Here is a 19594-nt window from a genome sequence, read left to right as displayed (position 1 = left end):
CCCGATATGTCCGGCCCTGGGGAGATGGGGCATGGCGGATTCGGGGGAAGTGACCAGGCGGCGCATGCTGCCGCCGGAGCGGCTGCATCCGGTGCCGCGCCGGCTGCGGCCGCTGGTGGGGCTGATCTGGTTCGCCTTCCTGCTGCTGGCGATCGGCACGCAGGCCGGCGGCATCTGGCGCAGCGTCGTGCAGAGCACGGTGATCGACCAGCGTTTCGCCGCAGTGGGTCTGGTCACGTCCTATCCCGAGGACGGGCCCGACTTCCTGGTGCATCCCGCGATCAAGGAAGCGCAGCGCGCCGGCGTGCCCGCAAGCGGATCGATCGTTGCGATCGACGGACGGCCGGTAGCGCCCGACACGAGCGAGGAAGCGCTGGCGGCGCGGCTCGCCGGCGCGGAAGGCATGGTTCGAGTCAGCCTTCGCGACGGTGCCGGCAAGACGCATGATGTCCGGCTCGAGCGCGGCGAAGCCGTGCGGCGCGCCGCGCTCGATGGGCCGATCGCCCCGATCACCTATACGGCGCTGCTCAGCATCGCGGGACTGATCGGTGCCGGCGCGCTGATTGCGGCCGCGGTGCTGCTGCGCCGCCGCCGGCGCGACGATCCGGTGGCGCTGCTGCTCTCGCTCTGCTTCCTCGCCGGAGCGGCGTCGCTGCAGCGACCGATCGAATTCTATGTGTGGCTCGGTCTGCCCTGGCTGGGATCGGTGATCCCGTCGCTGTGGATCGGCTTCCTTGCCGCTGCCCTGCCCGCCTTTCCCGACGGCCGCTTCGTTCCCCGCTGGGGCGGCTGGCTGGCGCTGCTCGCGACTCCGCTGGCGATCCTGTCGATGCTCGACGCGTGGATCGGCGATCTCACCACGCTGATCGCGCTGCCCACTGCGCTGGCTGCGATCGCCGCCGCCGTGGTGCGCTATCGCCGCACCCTGCCAGGACTGGAGCGCCAGCAGCTCAAATGGGCGGCGTCGGGCTTTCTCGCCTCGATCCTGATCCTGGTGGCCATGTTCGCGCTGTTCGAGCTGCTGGGCAGCGGGCTGCTCTCATCGCGGGCGAGCGCCTGGCTGCAGCTCGGCATGATCGGGATCTTCAACCTGAGCTTCCTGGTGCTCGCGGCCGGCGTGCTGGTTTCGCTGCTCCGCTTCCGGCTGTGGGACGCCGATGCGGCGATAGGGCGTTCGCTGAGCTTCGCCGCGATCACGCTCGTGCTCGGCGCGACCTGGGCGGCCGCCGCGAAGCTGGTCGAGGAGCTGCTCAAGGCCCAGGTCGGCGAGGCGAGCGAACCGATCGTCGCCGCGATCGGCACGGTCGCCGCGGCGCTGGTGATCGGCCCGGCGCGCCACCGCATCGGCGGCTGGATCGACCGGCGCTTCCGCCCCGGGCTGCTGGCGCTGCGCCAGCTCCCCGTGCAGCTCACGCTCTGGCAGCATGGCGACAGCCCGGAGGACGTCGCGCAGCGCGTCGTTGCCGCGGCCATGCGGTCGCTGCGCGCCGATCGCGCGGCGGTGATCCTGCACCGCGCCGAGGGGCCGGAGCCGTTGGCGCTCTCGGGCATCGCGGAGGCCGAAGTGCGGGCATGGCTGGACGCGCATGGAAGCGACGGCGCGCTGGCGGTCGGCAATGTCGATGCGCGCGATCCGGTCTTCCCTTTCCGGCTGCGGCTAATCGAGGGCGAGCGGCCGATCGGTGCGCTGCTGCTCGGCCCGCGCAGCGACGGCAGCCTCTATGCCGGCGACGAGCGCGCGGCGATCGACGCAGTCGAGATTCCGCTGGCCGTGGCGCTCCGCTCGGCCGAGGCGCGGCGCCTGCGCGAGGCCAGGCTGGGCGAAGCGCTCGCCGGCTTCGACAGGCGGATCCAAACGCTCGAAGCGGCACTGCGGCGGGACGCCGCCTGAGCCGCGTCAGTCGGGCCGCGTCAGCGTCGCGCGCCACACATAACCGCGCCACAGCGCGCGGAATTCGACGCGCATGCCGCTTTCCTCCGCGATGCGCCCGAGTACCGCAGGCAGCTCGGCGCGGGGAAAGACGTGGAAGTCGTTGAGCGATTTGAAGTGGAGGCGCCTGAACAGTCCGGGCAGCCGCTCGTACTGGCCGAAGTCGACGATGTGCAGGCTACCGCCGGGAGCCAGGGCAGCCGCGCCGAGCGCGATCGCTTCCTGCCAGGGCGGGATCATCGACAGCGTGTAGCTCATGAAGATGCGATCGACCTGCGCCAGCCCGAACAGCGCCTGCGTGTCGAACGCACCGGCGTCGCCCTGCCGCAGCGTGATCTTGCCGGACAGGCCGTTCCTCTCGGCCGACTTGCGCGCGGTCTCGAGCATCGCCTCGCTGATGTCGAAGCCAAAGCAGCGCGCATCGGGAAAGCGCCTGGCCGCGACGATCAGGTTGCGTGCGGTGCCGCAGCCGACTTCGAGCACCGTCCCGCCGGGCGGCGGCGCGAGCTCGCGGATCAGCCGGTCGCGGCCGAGCAGGTAGAACTTCCGGGTGAAGTCGTAGAAGTGGCGATGGAGCGCATAGGTGGCGTCCATCAGCCGCTTCTGCTCGGCCCCCGCGATGGCGACCTCGCTCATGCGTGCGGCTTCAGCGTCCACAGGTGCGTCGCGCCATAGACGGCCGAGCGGTCGCGGCGCGTCCAGTCCTCCAGCTTCTCGCGGGGCGCATAGTCCCACTGGCCGAGGATGTCCTCGGGCACATGGCCGGCAACCACGTCCGGCGCCGCAGCGGTGCGATAGAGCACGCGCGCACCGGGCCGGGCGGTGCGCGCGATTTCCGCCCAGATGCGCGTGAGCTGCGCGTCGGTCATCCAATCCTGCGCGTCGAGCAGGATGTAGCGATCGAGCGACTGCGCCGGCATGGACGCGAGATAATCGGCGTAGTTGGTGTGGCGGATCTCGACGCGCTCGGCACGCGTGCGCACCGCGTCGTGATGCCGAGCCTGCAGATAGGGCGGCAGCGGCGCGTCCTCCTGCTTGCCATAGCTGCGGCCGAACGCCTGCCAGGCGTAGAAATTGTCCTTGAGGTCGAAGTCGCAGGCGAGCTTGCGCAGGCGGCTGCGGAGCGCACCGGTGATGCCCGCCTGATCGTCGACCTTGAGCAGATCATATTGCGCCGGCGGGATACCGAAGCCGAACAGCGCCGCTGGCTGGTCGACCAGCCAGCGCAGCAGCTTCTTATCGAAGAAGGGCGCGAAGCGAGTCTCGAAGATCCTGCGCTGCTCCTCGATCGAGCGCGCCTTGAGGATCTCGGCGGGGTCGATGCCGTAGAGGCGGCCGAGGAAATGGACGAAGCCGATCAGCTTGCCGAGCGCGCCGCGGCGATAGAAGCCGGTCGCGAACCATTCTATGCGGCGCGCGCCCAGCCCCTCGCGCCCTTCCCAATAGGCGCGCGTCGCCTCGTCGAGATGCGGGCGAAGGTAGCGCTCGTAGGCGGCGACATTCTCGGCGCGATCGGCATCGGCGAAGAAGGCGCGGAAGGCGCCGTGATCCGGCAAGTGGATCGCCGCGGCCTGCTTGAGCTTATTGAGCGCGACGTGCGCCGGGTTGAGGTCCACCGCAGTGATCCGCTTGGGATCGGCAGTGAGATAGGAGAAGACGTTGCACCCGCCCGAGGCGATCGTGACGACATGGCTGTCGGGCGTGATTTCCAGCGCCTCCATGTCGATTTCGGGGTCTTCCCAGATCTGGGGATAGACCAGCCCACGAAAGGCGAAGGTGAAGGCGCGTTCGAGCAGCCCTTCCTTGCTCAGATGTTCGTGGCGATGCACCGCGCCGCGCACGGCGCCGTTCTTCGGCGACTTGGCAATCGTTCCCATGCTGTCCCCCGGATGGCCGCCCGCATGACCGGGCCGGGTGGCGCAGCCCTAGCGGGGACGTATGGCAAACCGGTGACAGACGAGCCGCGGCGACGGCAGCCGATGCCGCCGCCGCGACGAATCGTCAGTTGGTCGCGTTGTCGATCGCCTGACCCGCGTCGTTGACGCCGTTGGTCACTGCGGCGCCGACGTCGTCCGCCGCGTTGCCGAGCACGTCGCCCGCGCGATCGGCGCCGTTCTCGATCTTGTCGCCGGCGACGTCGGCGGCGTTCTCGACGCTCTCGCCGGTCTGGTCGATCGCATTGCTGAGGTTGTTCTCGGTGCTCGGCGAGCAGGCGCCCAGAGCGAGGCCAAGCGCGAGTGCGGGCGCGAGAACGAGAGTCGATTTGCGCATTTTGGTCTCCAGAATCCGTCTATGGTCTAGCCAGCAACAAAGCGACGGCGTAGAGGCGCGCCATGCCGCACCGTATCGCCATCGCTTCCGATCATGCCGCTTTCGTCATGAAAACGGAAGTCGCCGAATGGTTGCGTGCCGAGGGGCACGACGTGCTCGATCTCGGCACCAACAGCGCCGACAGCGTCGACTATCCCGATTACGGCTATGCGCTCGGCGCAGCGATCGCCGACGGCCGCGCCGACTTCGGCGTGGCGCTGTGCGGATCGGGCATCGGCATCTCGATAGCAGTAAACCGCAATCCCGCCGCCCGCTGCGCGCTCGTCTCCGAGCCGCTTTCGGCCGGCCTCGCGCGCCAGCACAACGACGCGAACGTGGTCGCGCTCGGCGCGCGGCTGATCGGCATCGAAATGGCCAAGGCCTGCGTCACTACTTTCCTAGAGACCCCGTTCCTCGGCGACCGCCACCAGCGCCGCGTCGAGAAGCTATCCCACCCGACAAGGAGTCCCGCATGAGCACCAACCCCGCAACCGCAGGACTCCAGCCCGACGGCTTCTTCACCAAGACGCTCGCCGATGCCGATCCGGCGGTCTTCGCCGGCGTGGCGCACGAGCTCGACCGCGAGCAGCACCAGATCGAGCTGATCGCCAGCGAGAACATCGTCTCCAAGGCCGTGCTCGAGGCACAGGGCAGCGTCTTCACCAACAAATATGCCGAGGGTTATCCGGGCAAGCGCTATTACCAGGGCTGCCACCCGTCGGACGAAGTCGAGCAGCTCGCGATCGACCGCGTCAAGCAGCTGTTCGGCTGCGACTTCGCCAACGTCCAGCCGCATTCGGGTGCGCAGGCCAATGGCGCGGTGATGCTCGCGCTGACCAAGCCTGGCGACACGATCATGGGGCTCAGCCTCGATTCGGGCGGCCACCTCACCCACGGTGCCAGGGCGGCGATGTCGGGCAAGTGGTTCAACGCCGTGCAATATGGCGTGACCCCCGACACCCACCTGATCGATTATGATCAGGTCGAAGCGCTCGCCAGGGAGCACAAGCCGAAGCTGATCATCACCGGCGGCTCGGCATACCCGCGCCACATCGACTTCGCCCGCTTCCGCGCGATCGCGGACGAAGTCGGCGCGCTGTTCATGGTCGACATGGCGCATTTCGCCGGCCTGGTCGCCGGCGGCGTCCACCCGACGCCGTTCGGCCACGCGCATGTGGTGACCACCACCACGCACAAGACGCTGCGCGGGCCCCGCGGCGGCGCGATCTTCACCAATGACGAGGCGATCGCCAAGAAGATCAACTCGGCGGTGTTCCCCGGCCTGCAGGGCGGCCCGCTGATGCACGTCATCGCCGCCAAGGCGGTCGCGTTCGGCGAGGCGCTGCAGCCCGAGTTCAAGAGCTATGCCGCCGCGGTGGTCGAGAACGCCAAGGTGCTGGCGGCGACGCTCAAGGAGCGCGGCGCCAACCTCGTCTCGGGCGGCACCGACACGCATCTGGCGCTGGTCGACCTGACTCCGCTGGGCGTGACCGGCAAGGACGCCGACGAGGCGCTCGAGCGTGCCGCGATCACCTGCAACAAGAACGGCATCCCCAACGATCCGCTTCCCCCGGTCAAGACCAGCGGCATCCGCGTCGGATCGCCCGCGGGCACCACGCGCGGCTTCGGCCCGGCCGAGTTCCGCGAGATCGGCAACATGGTCGCCGACGTGCTCGACGGTCTGCGCAAGAACGGCGAGGCGGGCGACGCGCAGGTGGAGGCCAATGTCCGCGAGCGTGTACGCGCGCTGTGCGAGCGCTTCCCCATCTATCCGGAGCTGTAATTGCGCTGCCCTTTCTGCGGAAATGACGACAGCCAGGTGAAGGACAGCCGCCCCACCGAAGACGGGGCGGCGATCCGGCGGCGGCGGCAGTGCGAGGCGTGCGCGGCGCGCTTCACTACCTTCGAGCGCATCCAGCTGCGCGAGCTGGTGGTGCTCAAGTCCGAAGCCAATTCCTCCGAACCGCGCCGCGAGCCCTTCGATCGCGAGAAGCTGGTCCGTTCGGTCTCGATCGCCGCGCGCAAGCGGCCGATCACGCCGGTACAGATCGAGAAGCTCGTCTCGGGCATCCAGCGCCAGCTCGAGACCCAGGGCGAGAACGAGATACCGTCGCAGCGGATCGGCGAGATGGTGATGGACGGGCTGAAGGGCCTGGATTCGGTCGCCTACATCCGCTTCGCGAGCGTCTACAAGGACTTCCGCGAGGCCAAAGACTTCGAGGAATTCGCCGGCAACGTCAGCGAGGCGGGCAACGGCGCGAGGAAGCCGGCGTGAACCCGGTCATCGTGCTCGTGCGCCCGCAGCTGGGCGAGAATATCGGCAAGGCCGCGCGCGCCATGCTCAACTTCGGCCTCACCGAGATGCGGCTGGTCGCCCCGCGCGACGGCTGGCCCAATCCCTCGGCCGGGCCGGCTGCGAGCGGCGCCGACGTGGTGCTGGAAAACGCCCGCGTGTTCGAGAGCGTCGCCGATGCGGTGGCCGACTGCGCGCACGTCTATGCCACCACGGTCCGCAAGCGCGGTGTAACCAAGCCGGTCGTCACGCCCGAGGAGGCCGCGCGTGCTATCCATTCGGAGGTCGGGCGCTCGGCGATCCTGTTCGGACCCGAGCGTTCGGGGCTGGAGACCGACGACGTCGCGCTGGCGCGCACGATCGTGACCGTGCCCATCAACCCGGAGTTCGGCTCACTCAATCTCGCCCAGGCCGTGATCCTGGTCGCGTACGAATGGTCCAAGGGCGCAGCGCTGGAGAGCCCGCCCGCAGTCGACCTCGATCCGCCCGCTCCGCAGGAGGAGCTGGACGGAATGATCGGCCAGCTCGACGCGATGCTCGAGGAATCGGGCTATTATTTCCCGCCTGATCGCGTGCCGTCCACGCGCCGGACGCTCCGGACGCTGCTCACCAAGCCGCGCTGGTCGAGCCAGGAGCTGCGCACGCTGCGCGGGGTGCTCTCCGCACTCGAAGGCAAGAAGCGACATCGAGGCGGATAGGAAATCCGACCGGAAGCCGTACCCCGGCGGAGGCCGGGGCCCGATATCGCGGCGGTTCCGGCAGTGGAGTACGCTAGCTTACCGCGTTGCGACTGGGCCCCGGCCTTCGCCGGTAAAGAGCGGTACCGCGTCCGACTGTCAGCGTCGGTCGAACGCCTCGAATTCATAGGCGATCGACGCCTCGACCAGTCGGTCCCAGATCTCACCGATGGGCTCTTCGGGAATGCCTGCCTCGCGCGCGTGGCGGCACGCATTGGCGATCACTTGCGCCTTGCGCGCTTCGTCGCGGACATGGGCGCGTTCGGGCTTGATGCGCGCGGCGGCGTCCATATAGCCGAAACGCCGTGCGAGCAGCGCAACCAGCGCGCGGTCCACTGCGTCGACTCCTGCGCGGACTTCCGCCATGGTGGTGCAGGCTTCGGGATCGATCGTATCTTGCATGGCCGCTCCTTGGCGAGTGACCGGGCGCCTGTCCAGCTTGACACGCGCGTGCCCGCCCGCTAACCGCGCGCCTTCGCAATCGGCCCCGCACCCCGGTGAAGCGGCGGCCCTGCAGGTCTTCCAACGGATCACCAACAGGCGAAACCGGGATCGCGATCAGGCGGGCAGCCGCCGGGTCAACGTTGTTAAGCAGTTGCAAGGAATATAAAATGTCGAAGCGCTCCAGCGCCAAGTACAAGCTCGACCGCCGGATGGGCGAAAACATCTGGGGTCGCCCGAAGAGCCCGGTCAACAAGCGCGAATACGGCCCCGGCCAGCACGGCCAGCGCCGCAAGGGCAAGATGTCGGACTTCGGCATCCAGCTGCGCGCCAAGCAGAAGCTCAAGGGCTATTACGGCGACGTCACCGAGAAGCAGTTCAAGAAGGCGTATGAAGACGCCTCGAAGATGAAGGGCGATACGTCGCAGAACCTCATCGGCCTGCTCGAGCAGCGTCTCGACATGATCGTCTACCGCGCCAAGTTCGCGCCGACGATCTTCGCCGCCCGCCAGCTCGTCAACCACGGCCACGTCCAGGTCGACGGCGAGAAGTGCAACATCGGTTCGCGCCGCATCAAGCCGGGCCAGACCGTCTCGCTCAGCGCCAAGGCGCAGGAAATGGCGCTGGTCATGGAGGCGCAGAGCCTCGCCGAGCGCGACATCCCCGATTACGTGGTGCCGGACGGTGCCTCGAAGATCACCTTCACCCGCGTGCCGACCCTCGACGAGGTTCCGTACCCGGTGAAGATGGAACCGAACCTGGTCGTCGAGTTCTACTCGCGCTGATCCGGAACTGATCATGACCGGCCTTGCCTGGAACGATTTTTCCGACAAGGCCGGTCAGACCTACGACGTAGAGGCCCCAGGCGGCCCCTATGCGCTCGTTCTGAGCGCCGCGGCCCAGCTCTCCGATTCGGGCCGCGAGGGCGGCTCCTTCCGCCTCGAATTCACCGGCCCTGCCGACCAGATACTGCCCCAGGCGACCTATCGCCTCTCCGCCGACGGGCGCGCTTTCGACATTTTCATCGTGCCGATCGGCCGCAACGAGCACGGCACGCGCTACGAGGCGATCTTCTACTGATCCGCCGGGCCTTGGGGCCGCCATTCCAGCAGATCATAGGCGCCGCGATCCGCATCGATCACGACGAAGCCCAGACGGAAATAGAGGCTGCGCGCCGGGTTGTTCTTCTCGGCATGGATCGAGACGCGCTTGCCCTGCGCCGCGGCGTGCCGCTGGACTCCTTCGATCAGCGCCCCGCCGATCCCCTGACCCCGCGCCTTCGGCAGCAGCGCGATGTCGACGATCCGGATGTCGCTCGCTCCCTCGAACACATAGAGCCGCCCCAGTGGGCAGCCCGCGCTCTCGACGATCCACCATTGGGCGCCGGCATAATGCTGCTGATAGTGGAGGTGCTGCGCGCGATGCTGCTGCGCGAGGAACTGGCGCACCGCTTCCGCCGGCCAACCCAGCGGCGCAAGTTCCTCGAGGCGAGTCGAGGCATAAAGCGCTTCGCAGAAGGCGTAATCCGCCTCCACCATGGGCCTGAGCACGACGCCGAGCTGTGCGGCGGCCGCGCGATATCCTTCAGCCACGCGGCGGGAAGACACCCTGCAACGCGATGCAGAAATACAGGGTCAGATAGGGCTGCATATTGTTGTGCGGCTGATCGCCGCCCGCGGGCGCCAGCGCCTGGGGCGCGAGCGCCTTTGATGCACCCTGATTGGCATAATAGTTGATTCCGGTCCCCGTCGCGAACTGCTGCCCGGCGGGCGCCGGCTCCAGCGCATCGGCGAGCGACACGCTCATGCTGTGCGAGTGCGCCGGGATCTCGTTCTCGATCAGCGTCACGGTTTCCGAGCCCCCGGTCTGGCCGAGGTCGTAGAGGCTCAGCCCCGGCCCCTGGCCCGGATGCATCGCGGCGCAGCCCTGAAGATCCGGAAGCGCGAAATTGCTCTTGCCGTCGCCGCCATAAGTGGTGCCCAGCAGCGAGAAGAGTGCGGTGTTCTGCGAAAGCGGCAGGATCTGCCCGTCGCACCACGCCCACCCCTTGGGAGCGAAGTTGAACGGGAAGACCCGGATTTCCGCGACGAAAGGATCTGCCAAGAGCTGGCTCCTCAGGTTGGAGACGGGAAGAGGCCGAACAGCGAAATGATGTAGTTCACGCAGAGGAACGGCTGGCGATTCTCGTGCGGCTGGCTGTTGCCGACCGGCGCCACCGACTGGGGCGACAAGGTCGTCTTCGGCGCATCGGTGCCATAGGCCCGCACTCCGAAGATCGGAATCGTCGCTGGGACGCCGTTGACCGGGCTCGTCGTGCTGGCGTTGGAAGCCGAGCCGAGCATCGGGTGCGTATGCGACGGTATCTGGCTGGTGGTCAGCGTCACTTGCTCTACGCCGCCGGTTTCGGCGAGGATGAAGCCGTTGCCCTGGTGCAGCGTGATGCGTCCGCGAAGATCGGGGAGGCTGAAGGTGCTCTCGCCGTCGCCGCCGTAGGTGGTGCCGATCAGCTGGAACAGCGTCTCGTTCTCGGAGATGGGGAGCAGCTGCCCTTCGCAGAACATCCAGCCCGCGGGGGCGAAATTGCCCGCGAAGATACGGATCTCGCCAACATAGGGTTGCGCCATGGGCCTTCTCCTAGGTGGCCGAAGGAAAGATGCCCTGGAGCGCGATGCACCAGGACAGCGTGAGGAAAGGCTGCATGTTCAGATGCGCCTGGCTTCCGCCGACGTTGCCGATTTCCGCCGCCGCCATCGCGCCCAGATTGGACGGCGGCGCGTAGAGATTCTGCGGCGTCGACTGCGCCAGCATCAGGGTGTTCCCGCCGGTTCCCGCGGTCGCCGGAGAGTCGACGGCCTGTGCAAGGTGCACATGCGTCGGCAGCTCCGCGATGGAAAGCGTATGCGCCTGCTCGCCGCCGCGCTCGCCGAGGGTATGGCCGCTGCCGACGTGGATCGGCGTCCGGCTGCGCAGGTCTGGCAGGGCGAAATTGACTCGCCCGTCACCCCCGAACGTGGTCCCGAGCAGCGAGAACAGCGCCTGGTTCTGGTTGATGGGCAGGATCTGCCCATTGCAAAGCGCCCATCCCTTCGGCGCGAAGTTGAAGGAAAAAAGCCTTACCTCCGACAGAAATGGCTCAGCCATGCAGCATGTCCCCCCGCAGCCGTATTACTACCGAAACGAGGCAGGGCAAAGGGGCAAAAGTCACACTGCCCGCCGACCTGCGGGCCGTCAGGGTTTCGTCGGCAGGTTCAGCGTGGTGCGAAGGAACTGGTCGATCCGGTCGAGCATGCCCGCGCGCGCCTGACTGTCGTCGAGCTGGTGATCGAGCCCCGGATATTCGACGAGCTCGGCCCTGCCGCCCGCGTCGTGCAATTTGGAGACCATCAGCCGCGACTGGGCGATCGGGACATTGATGTCGCGATCGCCGTGGAACAGCAGCACGGGCGCCTTGATCCGCTCGGCATGGCGCGACGGCGACGCCTCGTTCCACAGCGCGGGGCCGCCTATGATGTCCTTTACTTCCTGGTCGCTCGAATAGTCCTTGAGCCGGTTCTGGAGCTGGTCGAGATCGGTCACGGGCGCGATGGCCACCACCGCCTTGAACAGGTCGGGATCGAGCACGTTCGACTGGAGCGCGGCGTATCCGCCATAGGACCAGCCGACGATCGCCAGCTTGGCGGGCGACGTAATGCCCTGCGTGATCATCCAGCGGCCAGCATCGTTGACGTCGCCCATGGCGAGCTTCCACGAGCGGAAACCGTTCTGGCTGAACCAGCGCTCGCCGAACCCGCTGGAGCCCCGATAATTCGGCTGGATCACCGCGAATCCGCGCGCTGCGAAGAATTGCGATAGCCAGTCGAAGCCCCATTCGTCGCGTGCGCTGGGGCCCCCGTGGGGCATGACGATCGCCGGCAGGTTCTTGCCGTCGCTCCCGACCGGCAAGGTGAGATAGGCCGGCACGTCGGTGCCATCCGCGGCCTTGTAGGTGATCGCCTTGACCGTCGCGAGCTTGACGCCCGCCAGGTCCGGACGGACCGCGGCGATCTCGGCCATTTTCTTGGTCGCCCGATCGAGCAGATAATAGCGACCGGGGTTCACGTCGCTCCCGCCGAAGACGACCAGCTTCTTCTCGTCGAGGCTCGCATCGGCAACGTTGATCGCATTGCCGGGCAAGGCTTTTTCGAGCGAGGTCGCCAGCGCGTTGATCTGCGGGTCGAAATAGCTGATCTGCCGCCGGTCGGTCGCATAGCTGACGCCCACCACGCGCTGCTGGCGGCCGATCCGGACGAGGCTATCGACATCGACGTCGTTGCGCGCGAGCACCAGCTCGCGCTTCAGGCTGCCGTCGAGTGCCACCTTGTAGAGCGCCTTGCGCCCGTCGGCATTGTCGAAACCATAGGCGACGTTCAGGTCGCGATCGACCGCATAGGGATCGAAGCCGCTAGTGAGATAGCCCTTGATCGTGACCGCACTGAGCGGTTCCCACGTCTCGCTGCCCGGCCGGCGATATCGGTAGGTGACTTCGTCGCCCATATAGCCCGAACCGAGCCGGGCCCGGGTACCCACGATCCGGATCGTGCCATGCCCGTCACTGATGAAGCCGACGCCGGTCGAGCGCGGGGCCTCGACCACGGTGCGCTTAAGCGAGACGGTATCGACCCGCTCGACGCCGACCCCTTCACGCTTCTGCGCGATCAGCGTCCCGGTTGCGCGCTCGGGCACATATTGGCGCAGCATCAGCACTGCGCTTCCGCTCTCGTCGGGCAGCCAGTCGAGGACCTCGCCGCCGAAATAGCGCACGTAAAGCTGATTGGGCTTTTGCGGCGGGCTCAGTTCCTTGGCGTTGGAGCCGTCGGCATCGATCGCGATCATCCGCGACACGCCGCCCAGCGTCCCTTCACGGTCAACGACGGCGTAGAGCGTGCAGACGAGCCGCGTGTTGGTGGACCAGCTACACCCCATCAGCCGTGCGTCGTCGCCGGGATAATTGAGAATGGGAGTCAGCTTGCCGTCGGAGCTCCAGACGGCGAGGCCGGCGCCACGCGTGCCGGAGGTCACCAGCATCGCCAGACGCTGCCCGTCCGGCGAGACGCTGACTCCGCGCAGGGCCTCGCGCGCGCCGAACTGCCGGGCCTCGACGCTTTGCGCCGCTGCAGGCACGGCGAGGCACAGCGAAGCGCCCAGCGCCACCAACGAAATTCGAATCACATTCGCCCCCAAGCTTGCGCTCCGTCGATTCGGATCGACGAAGGTCCCCCATGATCAACGGCTTAGCCTATCGCGAGAAATGCCGTTCTGCAAAGCCGATGAAGGTCGGCCAATTGTCGCGGTTGTTGTGCCCGCCCTGGTGCTGGCGCCATCCCACTGCGCCGCCGGTGACCGGCGTGAGAACCGGCGGATATCGGGTGCTGCCGAGCCCCGGTTTGCCGAGCAGCTCCCATGCCGGCGAGGCTGCGGCGGCGGCCAGGAAATTACCCTTGGGATCGACCCAGCCGTCGCCGGTCTCGACCGTGCCCGCGCCGATGAAGATCGGCCGCGGCGCTGCGAGCGCGATCAGCATGTGGGCGTCGACTGGCAGGTCGAACTGGGTCTTCGGGCCGGCGTACTTCAGGAAATTACCCGCGAACCAATGATATTCGCCGCTCGCCGCGAGATTGCCGATCCGCTCGCCGAAATTGCGGCGGTAGAGCGCCGCGCCGCCCGCGCCCGACGATCCGACGAAGCCGATCGCGAAGCGCGGGTCATAGGCCATCGTCACCAGCGCAGCCTTGCCATAGCGCGACAGCCCCTCGATTCCGACGCGCGCAGCATCCACCCTCGGGTCCATGCCCAGCGCATCGAGCGCGCGACTGGCGCCCCAGGCCCAGGCGCGCAGCACGCCCCAGTCGTCGGGCGCGCGCTGCCGGCCGCGCAGCGATATGCCGATCACGCCGTCGCCGAGCTGGCCGCCATTGTCCGCCTGGACTGAATTGGCGACCAGCACCGCATGGCCGAAGCCGACGCGCAGCAGCTGCTCGGTCGCGGAAGGCCCGGGCTCGGGCGGGCGTGGCGGACCGGGGAAGCGGAAGCCTTCCGGGAAGCCGAAGGAGAGGATGACGGGTGCCTTGCCCTTCGTCTCGGCGGGCAGTGTGTAGCGGAGCGCGATCTTCGCCGATGCCTGCGGCCAGCCGCTGTTGTCTGCCACGCCCTCGAGCCAGCGCTTGACGACCGGAAGGCCCGCCTCGGTGGTGCGCTCCTCCCTGGTCACGCGCCAGTCGATCCGCGGCGCGGTGACAGGCACGCGGCCATAGACCTCGCGGTCGAACAGTTCGACGATCTCGGCGCGGCGACGCGTCCAGTCCGACGCGGTCCGCACCGGCGCGCCGTCGGCGAAACGCAGCAGCGGCGGGAGCGTGGGGTTGCCGGCCTTGGCTTCGTCATAGTTCGCCGCATCGGGCGCATCGCGGTTGAACCCGTCCGCGCCGGGCCGCGTGTCGGCGATTCCCAGCCGGTCCAGCATCGCGCGTCGGTCGGCGTCGGCCGCGCCGTAATCCTGCTGCTGCTGCTGCGCGCTCGCGGGTGCCGCCAAGGCGAGCAACGCCGCTGCCAATCCCAACGCCGCCCGCATCCATGCCTCCCCTGCCCTTGTCAGCAACCTTGCTGCCTCAGCCGCAGCACGAGCGCAATCGGCAGCGCCGCCATTGCGGGCGTGCGGGCGCGCTGGCAGGATCGAAGCAATTGCACATCCGGGGAGTTTCCATGCGCCTTGCCCTCACCGCCGCCCTGCTGCTCGCGAGCACGTCCGCCGCTGCCCAAACGTCCCCGGCGCCCGCGCTTTCGGTCGACACGCTCAAGGAAGTAACGCGCACGCTCTCCTCCGACGAGTTCGAAGGCCGCGCGCCGACCACGCCGGGCGAGGAGAAGACGCTCAAATATCTTGTCGAACGCTTCCAGAAGGCGGGGCTCAAGCCGGGCAACAAGGGAAGCTGGTTCCAGGACGTGCCGCTGGTCGAGCTGACCGCGAGCAACGTCAGCCCGCTCACCTTCACCGGCGGCAAGACCCCGGTCAGCCTCGATTATCGCAAGGACATGGTGATCGCGACCTACCAGGTCACGCCGCGCACCGAGGTGAAGGACAGCGACGTCGTCTTCGTCGGCTATGGCATCAACGCGCCCGAGCGCGGCTGGAACGACTATGCCGGCGTCGACGTGAAGGGGAAGACGGTCGTCATCCTGATCAATGACCCCGACTGGCCGAACCCGAAGCTCGACGGCCCGTTCGGCGGACGCGCGATGACCTATTACGGCCGCTGGACCTACAAATATGAGGAAGCCGCGCGCCAGGGTGCCGCGGCGGCGATCATCATCCACGATACCGAGCCCGCCGCCTATGGCTGGGGCGTGGTCCAGTCGAGCTGGACCGGCCCGCAGCTCGAGCAGGACACGCCGGGCGACCATATGGACCAGTCGAAGGCGATCGGCTGGATCCAGCAGGACGCGGCCAAGGCGCTGTTCGCCAGCGCGGGCAAGGATTACGCCGCGCTGATCGCCGCGGCCCGGCAGAAGGGCTTCAAGGCCGTGCCGCTCGGCGTGAAGGCCAATATCTCGTTCGACAGCGCCATCAAGCGCCAGGCCAGCAAGAACGTGATCGGCGTGCTGCCCGGCAGCGAGCGGCCCGACGAATATGTCCTCTATTCGGCGCATTGGGACCATCTCGGCCGCTGCGATCCCGTGGACGGCGACGACATCTGCAACGGCGCGCTCGACAATGCATCGGGCACAGCCGGACTGGTCGCGCTCGCCGAGGCGCATGCCAAGGCAGGCCCCGCGAAGCGCAGCCTGGTGTTCCTGTCGGTCACTGCCGAGGAATCGGGGCTGCTGGGCTCCAAATTCTACGCGGAGAACCCGGTGTTCCCGCTCGCCAAGACGGTGGGCGGGGTGAACATGGACGGAGTGAACAACGTCGGCCGTGCCAAGGACTTCGTGCTGATCGGCGTCGGCAAGTCCGAGCTCGAGGATCTGGTGAAGCCTATCGTCGCGGCCCAGGACCGCGTGATCGTCCCCGAGCCGACGCCCGAGAAGGGCTATTACTACCGCTCCGACCATTTCAGCTTCGCCAAGCTCGGCGTGCCGATGCTCTATGGCGAGAGCGGCGAGGACTATCGCGTCGGCGGGCGCGAGGCCGGCGCCAAGGCGGCGGACGATTATGTCACGCACCGCTACCACAAGCCTCAGGACGAATATTCGGAGAGCTGGAACTGGGAGGGCGCGGCCGAGGATCTGCAGATCTTCTACACGCTCGGACGCCAGCTGGCCGAGGGATCGAGTTGGCCCAACTGGTACGCGAACGCCGAATTCCGGGCGGTGCGCGACAAGAGCCGCGCCGCGGCGAAGTAACTCGACCGTCATCCCGGCGAAGGCGGGACCCAGAAGCGGCAAGCGACACGGCCGTGGCTCTGGGCCCGCGCCTTCGCGGGGGTGACGGTGAGCACCCCCTCTCCCCCTGACCGGGCGGATCGGTTAGGAGGCCTCCATGATTCTCCCCCCTCCCCCCGAATGGGCGCCGCACGACGCGGTCTGGATCGGCTTTCCCAGCCACCCCGAGTTGTGGCTCGAGGACCTCGAACCCGCGCGCGAGGAAGTCGCCGCCTTTGTCCGCGCAGTGCATGCCGACGGACGCGGCGAGCGCGTGATCCTGGTCGCCGCCGATGCGGAAGCCGCCGCCGCGGCGCGCGAAATCGCGGGTGACGTCGCCGAAGTGGTCGTCGAGCCGTTCGGTGACATCTGGCTGCGCGACACCGGCCCGATCCTCGACGGCACGGGCGTGGCGCACGACTTCGGCTTCAACGGCTGGGGCGGGAAGTACGACCTTGAAGGCGACGACGACGTCGGGCTGCGCCTGGCGCGCGGCCGCGGGCTCGACGTCGAGGATCACGACTGGATCCTCGAGGGCGGCGCGATCGACGGCGACGGCACCGGCCTGGCGGTCACCACCGAGCAATGCCTGCTCAACCCCAACCGCAACCCCGCGCTCGGGCGCACCCAGGTCGAGGCGCGCCTCGCCGCCGACCTGGGGCTCACTCGCATCCTGTGGCTCGGCGACGGGCTGCTCAACGACCATACCGACGGCCATGTCGACAATCTCGCGCGCTTCGTGGGCGAGAACCGGCTGCTGATCCCCGAGCCTGCCGAGAACGACCCCAATTGGCGCATCTACCAGGACGCCGCCGATCGCGCCCGCGCGGCCGGCGTCGAAGTGGTGCGCATGCCCTCGCCCGGCCGCGTGCTCGACGAGGACGAGCAGGTCATCCCGGCGTCGTACATGAACTTCTACATCGGCAATGCCGCCGTAGTGGTGCCGCTCTACGGCCAGCCCAACGACGATGCCGCGGTCGCCGCGCTGGAGGCATTGTTTCCAGGCCGCAAGGTTGCAGGCATGCGCGCCGACCATATCTTGACCGGCGGCGGCAGCTTCCACTGCATCAGCCAGCAGATTCCGAGCCGCTGAGGCCAATCATTCAGGGATTGCGATGACCCAGATCACCGTCGGCGCGCTCCAGCTCGCCTTCACCAACGACATCGACGCCAACATCAAGGCGGTGTCCGAGATGGTCCGCGAGGCCGCGGGCCGCGGCGCGCAGGTGGTGCTGCCGCCCGAGCTGTTCGAAGGCGAATATTTCTGCCGCGTCGAGGACGAGAGCCTGTTCGCCAACGCCAAGCCGGTGGCGGAGCATAAGGCGGTGCTGGCGATGCAGCACCTCGCCTCGGACCTGGGCATCCATATCCCGACGAGCTTCTTCGAGGCGGACGGGCCGCATTATTACAACAGCCTGGCGATGATCGGCCCCGACGGGCGGATCGAGGGCGTCTATCGCAAGAGCCACATTCCCGACGGACCGGGCTATGAGGAGAAATTCTATTTCCGCCCCGGCAACACCGGCTTCAAGGTGTGGAACGGGCCAGGCGCGCGGATCGGCGTCGGCGTCTGCTGGGACCAATGGTATCCCGAGACCGCGCGTGCGCTGATGCTGATGGGCGCCGAGATCCTCTTCTACCCCACGGCAATCGGCAGCGAGCCGCATGACGACAGCCTCGACACCGCCCGGCTTTGGCGGCGGGCGATGGTGGGCCATGCCGTATCGAACGTCGTGCCGGTCGTCGCCGCCAACCGCGTTGGCACCGAGCATGGCCAGACCTTCTACGGCACCAGCTTCATCACCGACGAGCGCGGCGACATCCTTGCCGAGCTCGATCGGGAGGAGACCGGCGTGATCACCGCGACGCTCGATCTCGAGCGCGTCAAGCGCCACCGCGCCGCCTTCGGCTTCTTCCGCGACCGGCGGCCCGAGCTCTACGGACGGCTGGTCGAGGACATCTGAGCCCGAACCGGCCGCTCAGCCTCAGATACCGTTGCGATCAAGCAACAGCTGCGGATTTTCTGCGCATTGCATTTTGCTGCATTGCAACAAAATGGCGACGGGCGCATTTACCATTTGCCGGCGCCGTCGGGGCCTCCAGCGTACCGGGGGGAGATGCGGCGCCGGCCTGTCCATGGGATGGCCCCTCTGCGCTTAAGTTCCGCGCCTCGTCTATACAGCGCAACGGCTGGGCGCTTCGGCCTGCGTTTCACCGCGCCGCAATAGAAAATTTACTTTTCGTTAACCACTCTGCGGCACCTTCCAAGCCATCCGGAATGCCAACGCAAACGGGGGGTGGCCAGTGTATCGGCGCATCTTGACGCTAAGCCTTTGCGCGTTGCTCGCCGCCTGTGGCGGCCGTGAGCGCGCCCAAGTAACACTCGACGCCACCGGCGCGGGCGTGGCGGAAGCGCAGCCCGTGTGGAAGGCGACGATAACGCCCGAGGACAGCCTTCGCCTCAATGGACTCCAGGCGAGCTGGACGGGGCTTCACGGAAAGCTGCCGCCGCGCGTGCGGGTCGCACAGGGCAAGCTTGTCGATCCCTCCGCCGCACTGGATTCGCCCGCGCTCACGCCGGGCTCCTATCGCTGCCGAGTGCTGAGGCTGCGCCAGGCCACGCGCGCAGCGAGCGTGCTGGCGTCTCCCTCCGGCTATTGCCATGTCGATGCGACCGATCAGGGTTTCGCCTTCGTCAAGCAGACCGGCGGCGATCCGGCCGCGGGCTATCTCTATCCCGACGGCAAGCGCTACGTGTTCCTGGGCGCGCGGCAGAGCAAGCCCGGTGACAATTCGCTCGGCTATGGCACCGATCCGGCGCGCGACCTGGTGGGCGTGGCCGAGCGTGTCGGCGGCTTCCGCTGGCGGCTCGCGGTTCCGGGCGACGCGGGCCAGGTGCAGATCTACGAGCTCACCCCCGTTCCGCCGGACCAGCAGCCCAAGAGCTGATCAGCACCAGGGTCGCCGTGCGCCCTGCCAGCGGCGCGCGAGCCCCTCTTCGACCAGCCTGTCGCCGAGCGACTTGCCGTTGCGCGTGACGATGCGGAGCTTGCGGCCATAGCGATCGGTGTCGCGGTCGGCGCGCTCGAGCGTCACCGGCCCCTGGTTGAGCAGCGCGCGCAGCCGATGCGTCGCCGCCGCGCCCAGCCGCGCCTCCCTGGCGCAGCGCGGCGGATGTGTCTCGGGCGCATCGATGTCGGCGACGCGGATGCGCTCGCCCGCCAAGCGAAAGGTGTCGCCATCGACCACGCAGTTCCTCCCGCTTCCGGTGGGGCAGAGCCCGAAGGTCGCGTGCACCTCTGCCGCGGCGGCGCGCTTGGAGAGATCGGGCAGCGTCAGGCTCGTCCCCGCGGCGATCATGCCGCCGAGCGCTGCCAGCCACAGACTGCGAAAGCGCCGCGAAGGGCGCGAGGAACGGAACGCAAAACGGGTACGCATACGAAACTACGGCGGCCCTAGCCTATTGATCCGATCCGGACCAGCTTGTCT

Annotated in this window: 22 protein-coding genes; 11 read left to right on the top strand and 11 right to left on the bottom strand. The window is 67.8% G+C overall.

Annotation, left to right across the window (positions count from 1 at the left end; genetic code table 11):
* Nucleotides 1-31: 31 nt before the first annotated feature.
* Complete coding sequence (locus tag J7500_RS17415; protein ID WP_294063296.1) at nucleotides 32-1891, top strand: hypothetical protein; 1860 nt, start codon at nucleotides 32-34, stop codon at nucleotides 1889-1891.
* Between the two features lie 6 nt (nucleotides 1892-1897).
* Here J7500_RS17415 and J7500_RS17410 read toward each other — a convergent pair whose 3' ends face one another.
* From J7500_RS17410 to J7500_RS17400, 3 genes are all read right to left on the bottom strand, one after another.
* Nucleotides 1898-2566, bottom strand: coding sequence for a class I SAM-dependent methyltransferase (locus J7500_RS17410; protein WP_294063294.1), 669 nt, complete (start codon nucleotides 2564-2566; stop codon nucleotides 1898-1900).
* Nucleotides 2563-3807 (bottom strand): DUF3419 family protein, encoded by a 1245-nt coding sequence (locus J7500_RS17405; protein ID WP_294063293.1) that lies wholly within the window; start codon nucleotides 3805-3807, stop codon nucleotides 2563-2565. The genes J7500_RS17410 and J7500_RS17405 overlap by 4 nt, the downstream gene beginning before the upstream one ends.
* 124 nt (nucleotides 3808-3931) lie before the next feature.
* Nucleotides 3932-4201, bottom strand: a complete 270-nt coding sequence (locus J7500_RS17400) for a hypothetical protein (RefSeq protein ID WP_294063291.1) — start codon at nucleotides 4199-4201, stop codon at nucleotides 3932-3934.
* 62 nt (nucleotides 4202-4263) lie between these two features.
* On the opposite strand from J7500_RS17400, the gene rpiB reads away from it, so the two are divergent.
* From rpiB to J7500_RS17380, 4 genes are read left to right on the top strand one after another with little or no spacing between them, the layout of a single operon-like run.
* Nucleotides 4264-4716, top strand: coding sequence for a ribose 5-phosphate isomerase B (gene rpiB, locus J7500_RS17395; protein WP_294063290.1), 453 nt, complete (start codon nucleotides 4264-4266; stop codon nucleotides 4714-4716).
* Nucleotides 4713-6023: a serine hydroxymethyltransferase gene (gene glyA, locus J7500_RS17390; protein WP_294063289.1), complete on the top strand. Its 1311-nt coding sequence runs from the start codon at nucleotides 4713-4715 to the stop codon at nucleotides 6021-6023. The genes rpiB and glyA overlap by 4 nt, the downstream gene beginning before the upstream one ends.
* Entirely contained in the window at nucleotides 6024-6515 is a 492-nt protein-coding gene (nrdR, locus tag J7500_RS17385) for a transcriptional regulator NrdR (RefSeq protein WP_294063287.1), read from the top strand. It begins immediately after the preceding gene.
* The gene (locus tag J7500_RS17380; RefSeq protein ID WP_294063286.1) at nucleotides 6512-7231 is read left to right on the top strand and encodes an RNA methyltransferase; all 720 of its coding nucleotides are present in this window, start codon (nucleotides 6512-6514) and stop codon (nucleotides 7229-7231) included. Before nrdR ends, J7500_RS17380 begins: the two co-directional genes overlap by 4 nt.
* 138 nt (nucleotides 7232-7369) lie before the next feature.
* Here the strand turns inward: J7500_RS17380 and J7500_RS17375 are convergent, their stop codons facing one another.
* Nucleotides 7370-7672, bottom strand: coding sequence for a chorismate mutase (locus J7500_RS17375; RefSeq protein ID WP_294063284.1), 303 nt, complete (start codon nucleotides 7670-7672; stop codon nucleotides 7370-7372).
* A gap of 209 nt (nucleotides 7673-7881) precedes the next feature.
* On the opposite strand from J7500_RS17375, the gene rpsD reads away from it, so the two are divergent.
* Both rpsD and J7500_RS17365 read left to right on the top strand, forming a co-directional pair.
* The gene (gene rpsD / locus J7500_RS17370) at nucleotides 7882-8496 is read left to right on the top strand and encodes a 30S ribosomal protein S4 (RefSeq protein WP_294063283.1); all 615 of its coding nucleotides are present in this window, start codon (nucleotides 7882-7884) and stop codon (nucleotides 8494-8496) included.
* A gap of 13 nt (nucleotides 8497-8509) precedes the next feature.
* Nucleotides 8510-8791, top strand: coding sequence for a hypothetical protein (locus J7500_RS17365; RefSeq protein WP_294063282.1), 282 nt, complete (start codon nucleotides 8510-8512; stop codon nucleotides 8789-8791).
* Here the strand turns inward: J7500_RS17365 and J7500_RS17360 are convergent.
* The 6 genes from J7500_RS17360 to J7500_RS17335 form a co-directional block, all read right to left on the bottom strand.
* Nucleotides 8785-9303 carry a GNAT family N-acetyltransferase gene (locus J7500_RS17360; protein ID WP_294063281.1) on the bottom strand — a complete coding sequence of 173 codons (519 nt, stop codon included), beginning with the start codon at nucleotides 9301-9303 and terminating at the stop codon, nucleotides 8785-8787. The genes J7500_RS17365 and J7500_RS17360 overlap by 7 nt on opposite strands.
* Nucleotides 9296-9814 carry a phage tail protein gene (locus tag J7500_RS17355; protein WP_294063280.1) on the bottom strand — a complete coding sequence of 173 codons (519 nt, stop codon included), beginning with the start codon at nucleotides 9812-9814 and terminating at the stop codon, nucleotides 9296-9298. The genes J7500_RS17360 and J7500_RS17355 overlap by 8 nt, the downstream gene beginning before the upstream one ends.
* 11 nt (nucleotides 9815-9825) lie before the next feature.
* Complete coding sequence (locus tag J7500_RS17350; RefSeq protein ID WP_294063279.1) at nucleotides 9826-10335, bottom strand: phage tail protein; 510 nt, start codon at nucleotides 10333-10335, stop codon at nucleotides 9826-9828.
* A 10-nt stretch (nucleotides 10336-10345) separates the two neighbouring features.
* Nucleotides 10346-10852 (bottom strand): phage tail protein, encoded by a 507-nt coding sequence (locus J7500_RS17345; protein WP_294063278.1) that lies wholly within the window; start codon nucleotides 10850-10852, stop codon nucleotides 10346-10348.
* Nucleotides 10853-10939: 87 nt separating this feature from the next.
* Nucleotides 10940-12919 (bottom strand): S9 family peptidase, encoded by a 1980-nt coding sequence (locus J7500_RS17340; RefSeq protein ID WP_294063277.1) that lies wholly within the window; start codon nucleotides 12917-12919, stop codon nucleotides 10940-10942.
* Between the two features lie 67 nt (nucleotides 12920-12986).
* A complete protein-coding gene (locus tag J7500_RS17335; protein WP_294063275.1) occupies nucleotides 12987-14318 on the bottom strand; it encodes a hypothetical protein in 1332 nt (443 codons plus the stop codon).
* 131 nt (nucleotides 14319-14449) lie between these two features.
* On the opposite strand from J7500_RS17335, the gene J7500_RS17330 reads away from it, so the two are divergent.
* The 4 genes from J7500_RS17330 (at nucleotide 14450) to J7500_RS17315 (ending at nucleotide 19054) form a co-directional block, all read left to right on the top strand.
* Nucleotides 14450-16087 (top strand): M28 family metallopeptidase, encoded by a 1638-nt coding sequence (locus J7500_RS17330; protein ID WP_294063274.1) that lies wholly within the window; start codon nucleotides 14450-14452, stop codon nucleotides 16085-16087.
* A gap of 136 nt (nucleotides 16088-16223) precedes the next feature.
* Entirely contained in the window at nucleotides 16224-17198 is a 975-nt protein-coding gene (locus tag J7500_RS17325) for an agmatine deiminase family protein (RefSeq protein WP_294063273.1), read from the top strand.
* A 22-nt stretch (nucleotides 17199-17220) separates the two neighbouring features.
* Entirely contained in the window at nucleotides 17221-18069 is an 849-nt protein-coding gene (aguB, locus tag J7500_RS17320) for an N-carbamoylputrescine amidase (RefSeq protein ID WP_294063272.1), read from the top strand.
* A gap of 355 nt (nucleotides 18070-18424) precedes the next feature.
* Nucleotides 18425-19054: a DUF4893 domain-containing protein gene (locus tag J7500_RS17315; RefSeq protein WP_294063271.1), complete on the top strand. Its 630-nt coding sequence runs from the start codon at nucleotides 18425-18427 to the stop codon at nucleotides 19052-19054.
* On the opposite strand, the gene J7500_RS17310 is transcribed toward J7500_RS17315, so the two are convergent.
* On the bottom strand, nucleotides 19055-19543 hold the full coding sequence (locus J7500_RS17310) for a thermonuclease family protein (RefSeq protein ID WP_294063270.1): 489 nt from the start codon (nucleotides 19541-19543) through the stop codon (nucleotides 19055-19057).
* Nucleotides 19544-19594: the final 51 nt, after the last annotated feature.

It is taken from the genome of Sphingomonas sp. (genome assembly GCF_017744835.1).
Classification (GTDB): domain Bacteria; phylum Pseudomonadota; class Alphaproteobacteria; order Sphingomonadales; family Sphingomonadaceae; genus Sphingomonas.
Note: the sequence above shows the minus strand (reverse complement) of the source record. Positions and strands in the feature narration are given on the sequence as shown.

What these genes read in the sequence shown, in the direction of transcription:
- J7500_RS17415 (WP_294063296.1), top strand. Translation starts at nt 32, where the DNA reads ATGGCGGATTCGGGGGAAGTGACCAGGCGGCGCATGCTGCCGCCGGAG.
- J7500_RS17410 (WP_294063294.1), bottom strand. Translation starts at nt 2,566, where the DNA reads ATGAGCGAGGTCGCCATCGCGGGGGCCGAGCAGAAGCGGCTGATGGAC.
- J7500_RS17405 (WP_294063293.1), bottom strand. Translation starts at nt 3,807, where the DNA reads ATGGGAACGATTGCCAAGTCGCCGAAGAACGGCGCCGTGCGCGGCGCG.
- J7500_RS17400 (WP_294063291.1), bottom strand. Translation starts at nt 4,201, where the DNA reads ATGCGCAAATCGACTCTCGTTCTCGCGCCCGCACTCGCGCTTGGCCTC.
- rpiB (WP_294063290.1), top strand. Translation starts at nt 4,264, where the DNA reads ATGCCGCACCGTATCGCCATCGCTTCCGATCATGCCGCTTTCGTCATG.
- glyA (WP_294063289.1), top strand. Translation starts at nt 4,713, where the DNA reads ATGAGCACCAACCCCGCAACCGCAGGACTCCAGCCCGACGGCTTCTTC.
- J7500_RS17375 (WP_294063284.1), bottom strand. Translation starts at nt 7,672, where the DNA reads ATGCAAGATACGATCGATCCCGAAGCCTGCACCACCATGGCGGAAGTC.
- rpsD (WP_294063283.1), top strand. Translation starts at nt 7,882, where the DNA reads ATGTCGAAGCGCTCCAGCGCCAAGTACAAGCTCGACCGCCGGATGGGC.
- J7500_RS17365 (WP_294063282.1), top strand. Translation starts at nt 8,510, where the DNA reads ATGACCGGCCTTGCCTGGAACGATTTTTCCGACAAGGCCGGTCAGACC.
- J7500_RS17350 (WP_294063279.1), bottom strand. Translation starts at nt 10,335, where the DNA reads ATGGCGCAACCCTATGTTGGCGAGATCCGTATCTTCGCGGGCAATTTC.
- J7500_RS17345 (WP_294063278.1), bottom strand. Translation starts at nt 10,852, where the DNA reads ATGGCTGAGCCATTTCTGTCGGAGGTAAGGCTTTTTTCCTTCAACTTC.
- J7500_RS17335 (WP_294063275.1), bottom strand. Translation starts at nt 14,318, where the DNA reads ATGCGGGCGGCGTTGGGATTGGCAGCGGCGTTGCTCGCCTTGGCGGCA.
- J7500_RS17330 (WP_294063274.1), top strand. Translation starts at nt 14,450, where the DNA reads ATGCGCCTTGCCCTCACCGCCGCCCTGCTGCTCGCGAGCACGTCCGCC.
- J7500_RS17325 (WP_294063273.1), top strand. Translation starts at nt 16,224, where the DNA reads ATGATTCTCCCCCCTCCCCCCGAATGGGCGCCGCACGACGCGGTCTGG.
- aguB (WP_294063272.1), top strand. Translation starts at nt 17,221, where the DNA reads ATGACCCAGATCACCGTCGGCGCGCTCCAGCTCGCCTTCACCAACGAC.
- J7500_RS17310 (WP_294063270.1), bottom strand. Translation starts at nt 19,543, where the DNA reads ATGCGTACCCGTTTTGCGTTCCGTTCCTCGCGCCCTTCGCGGCGCTTT.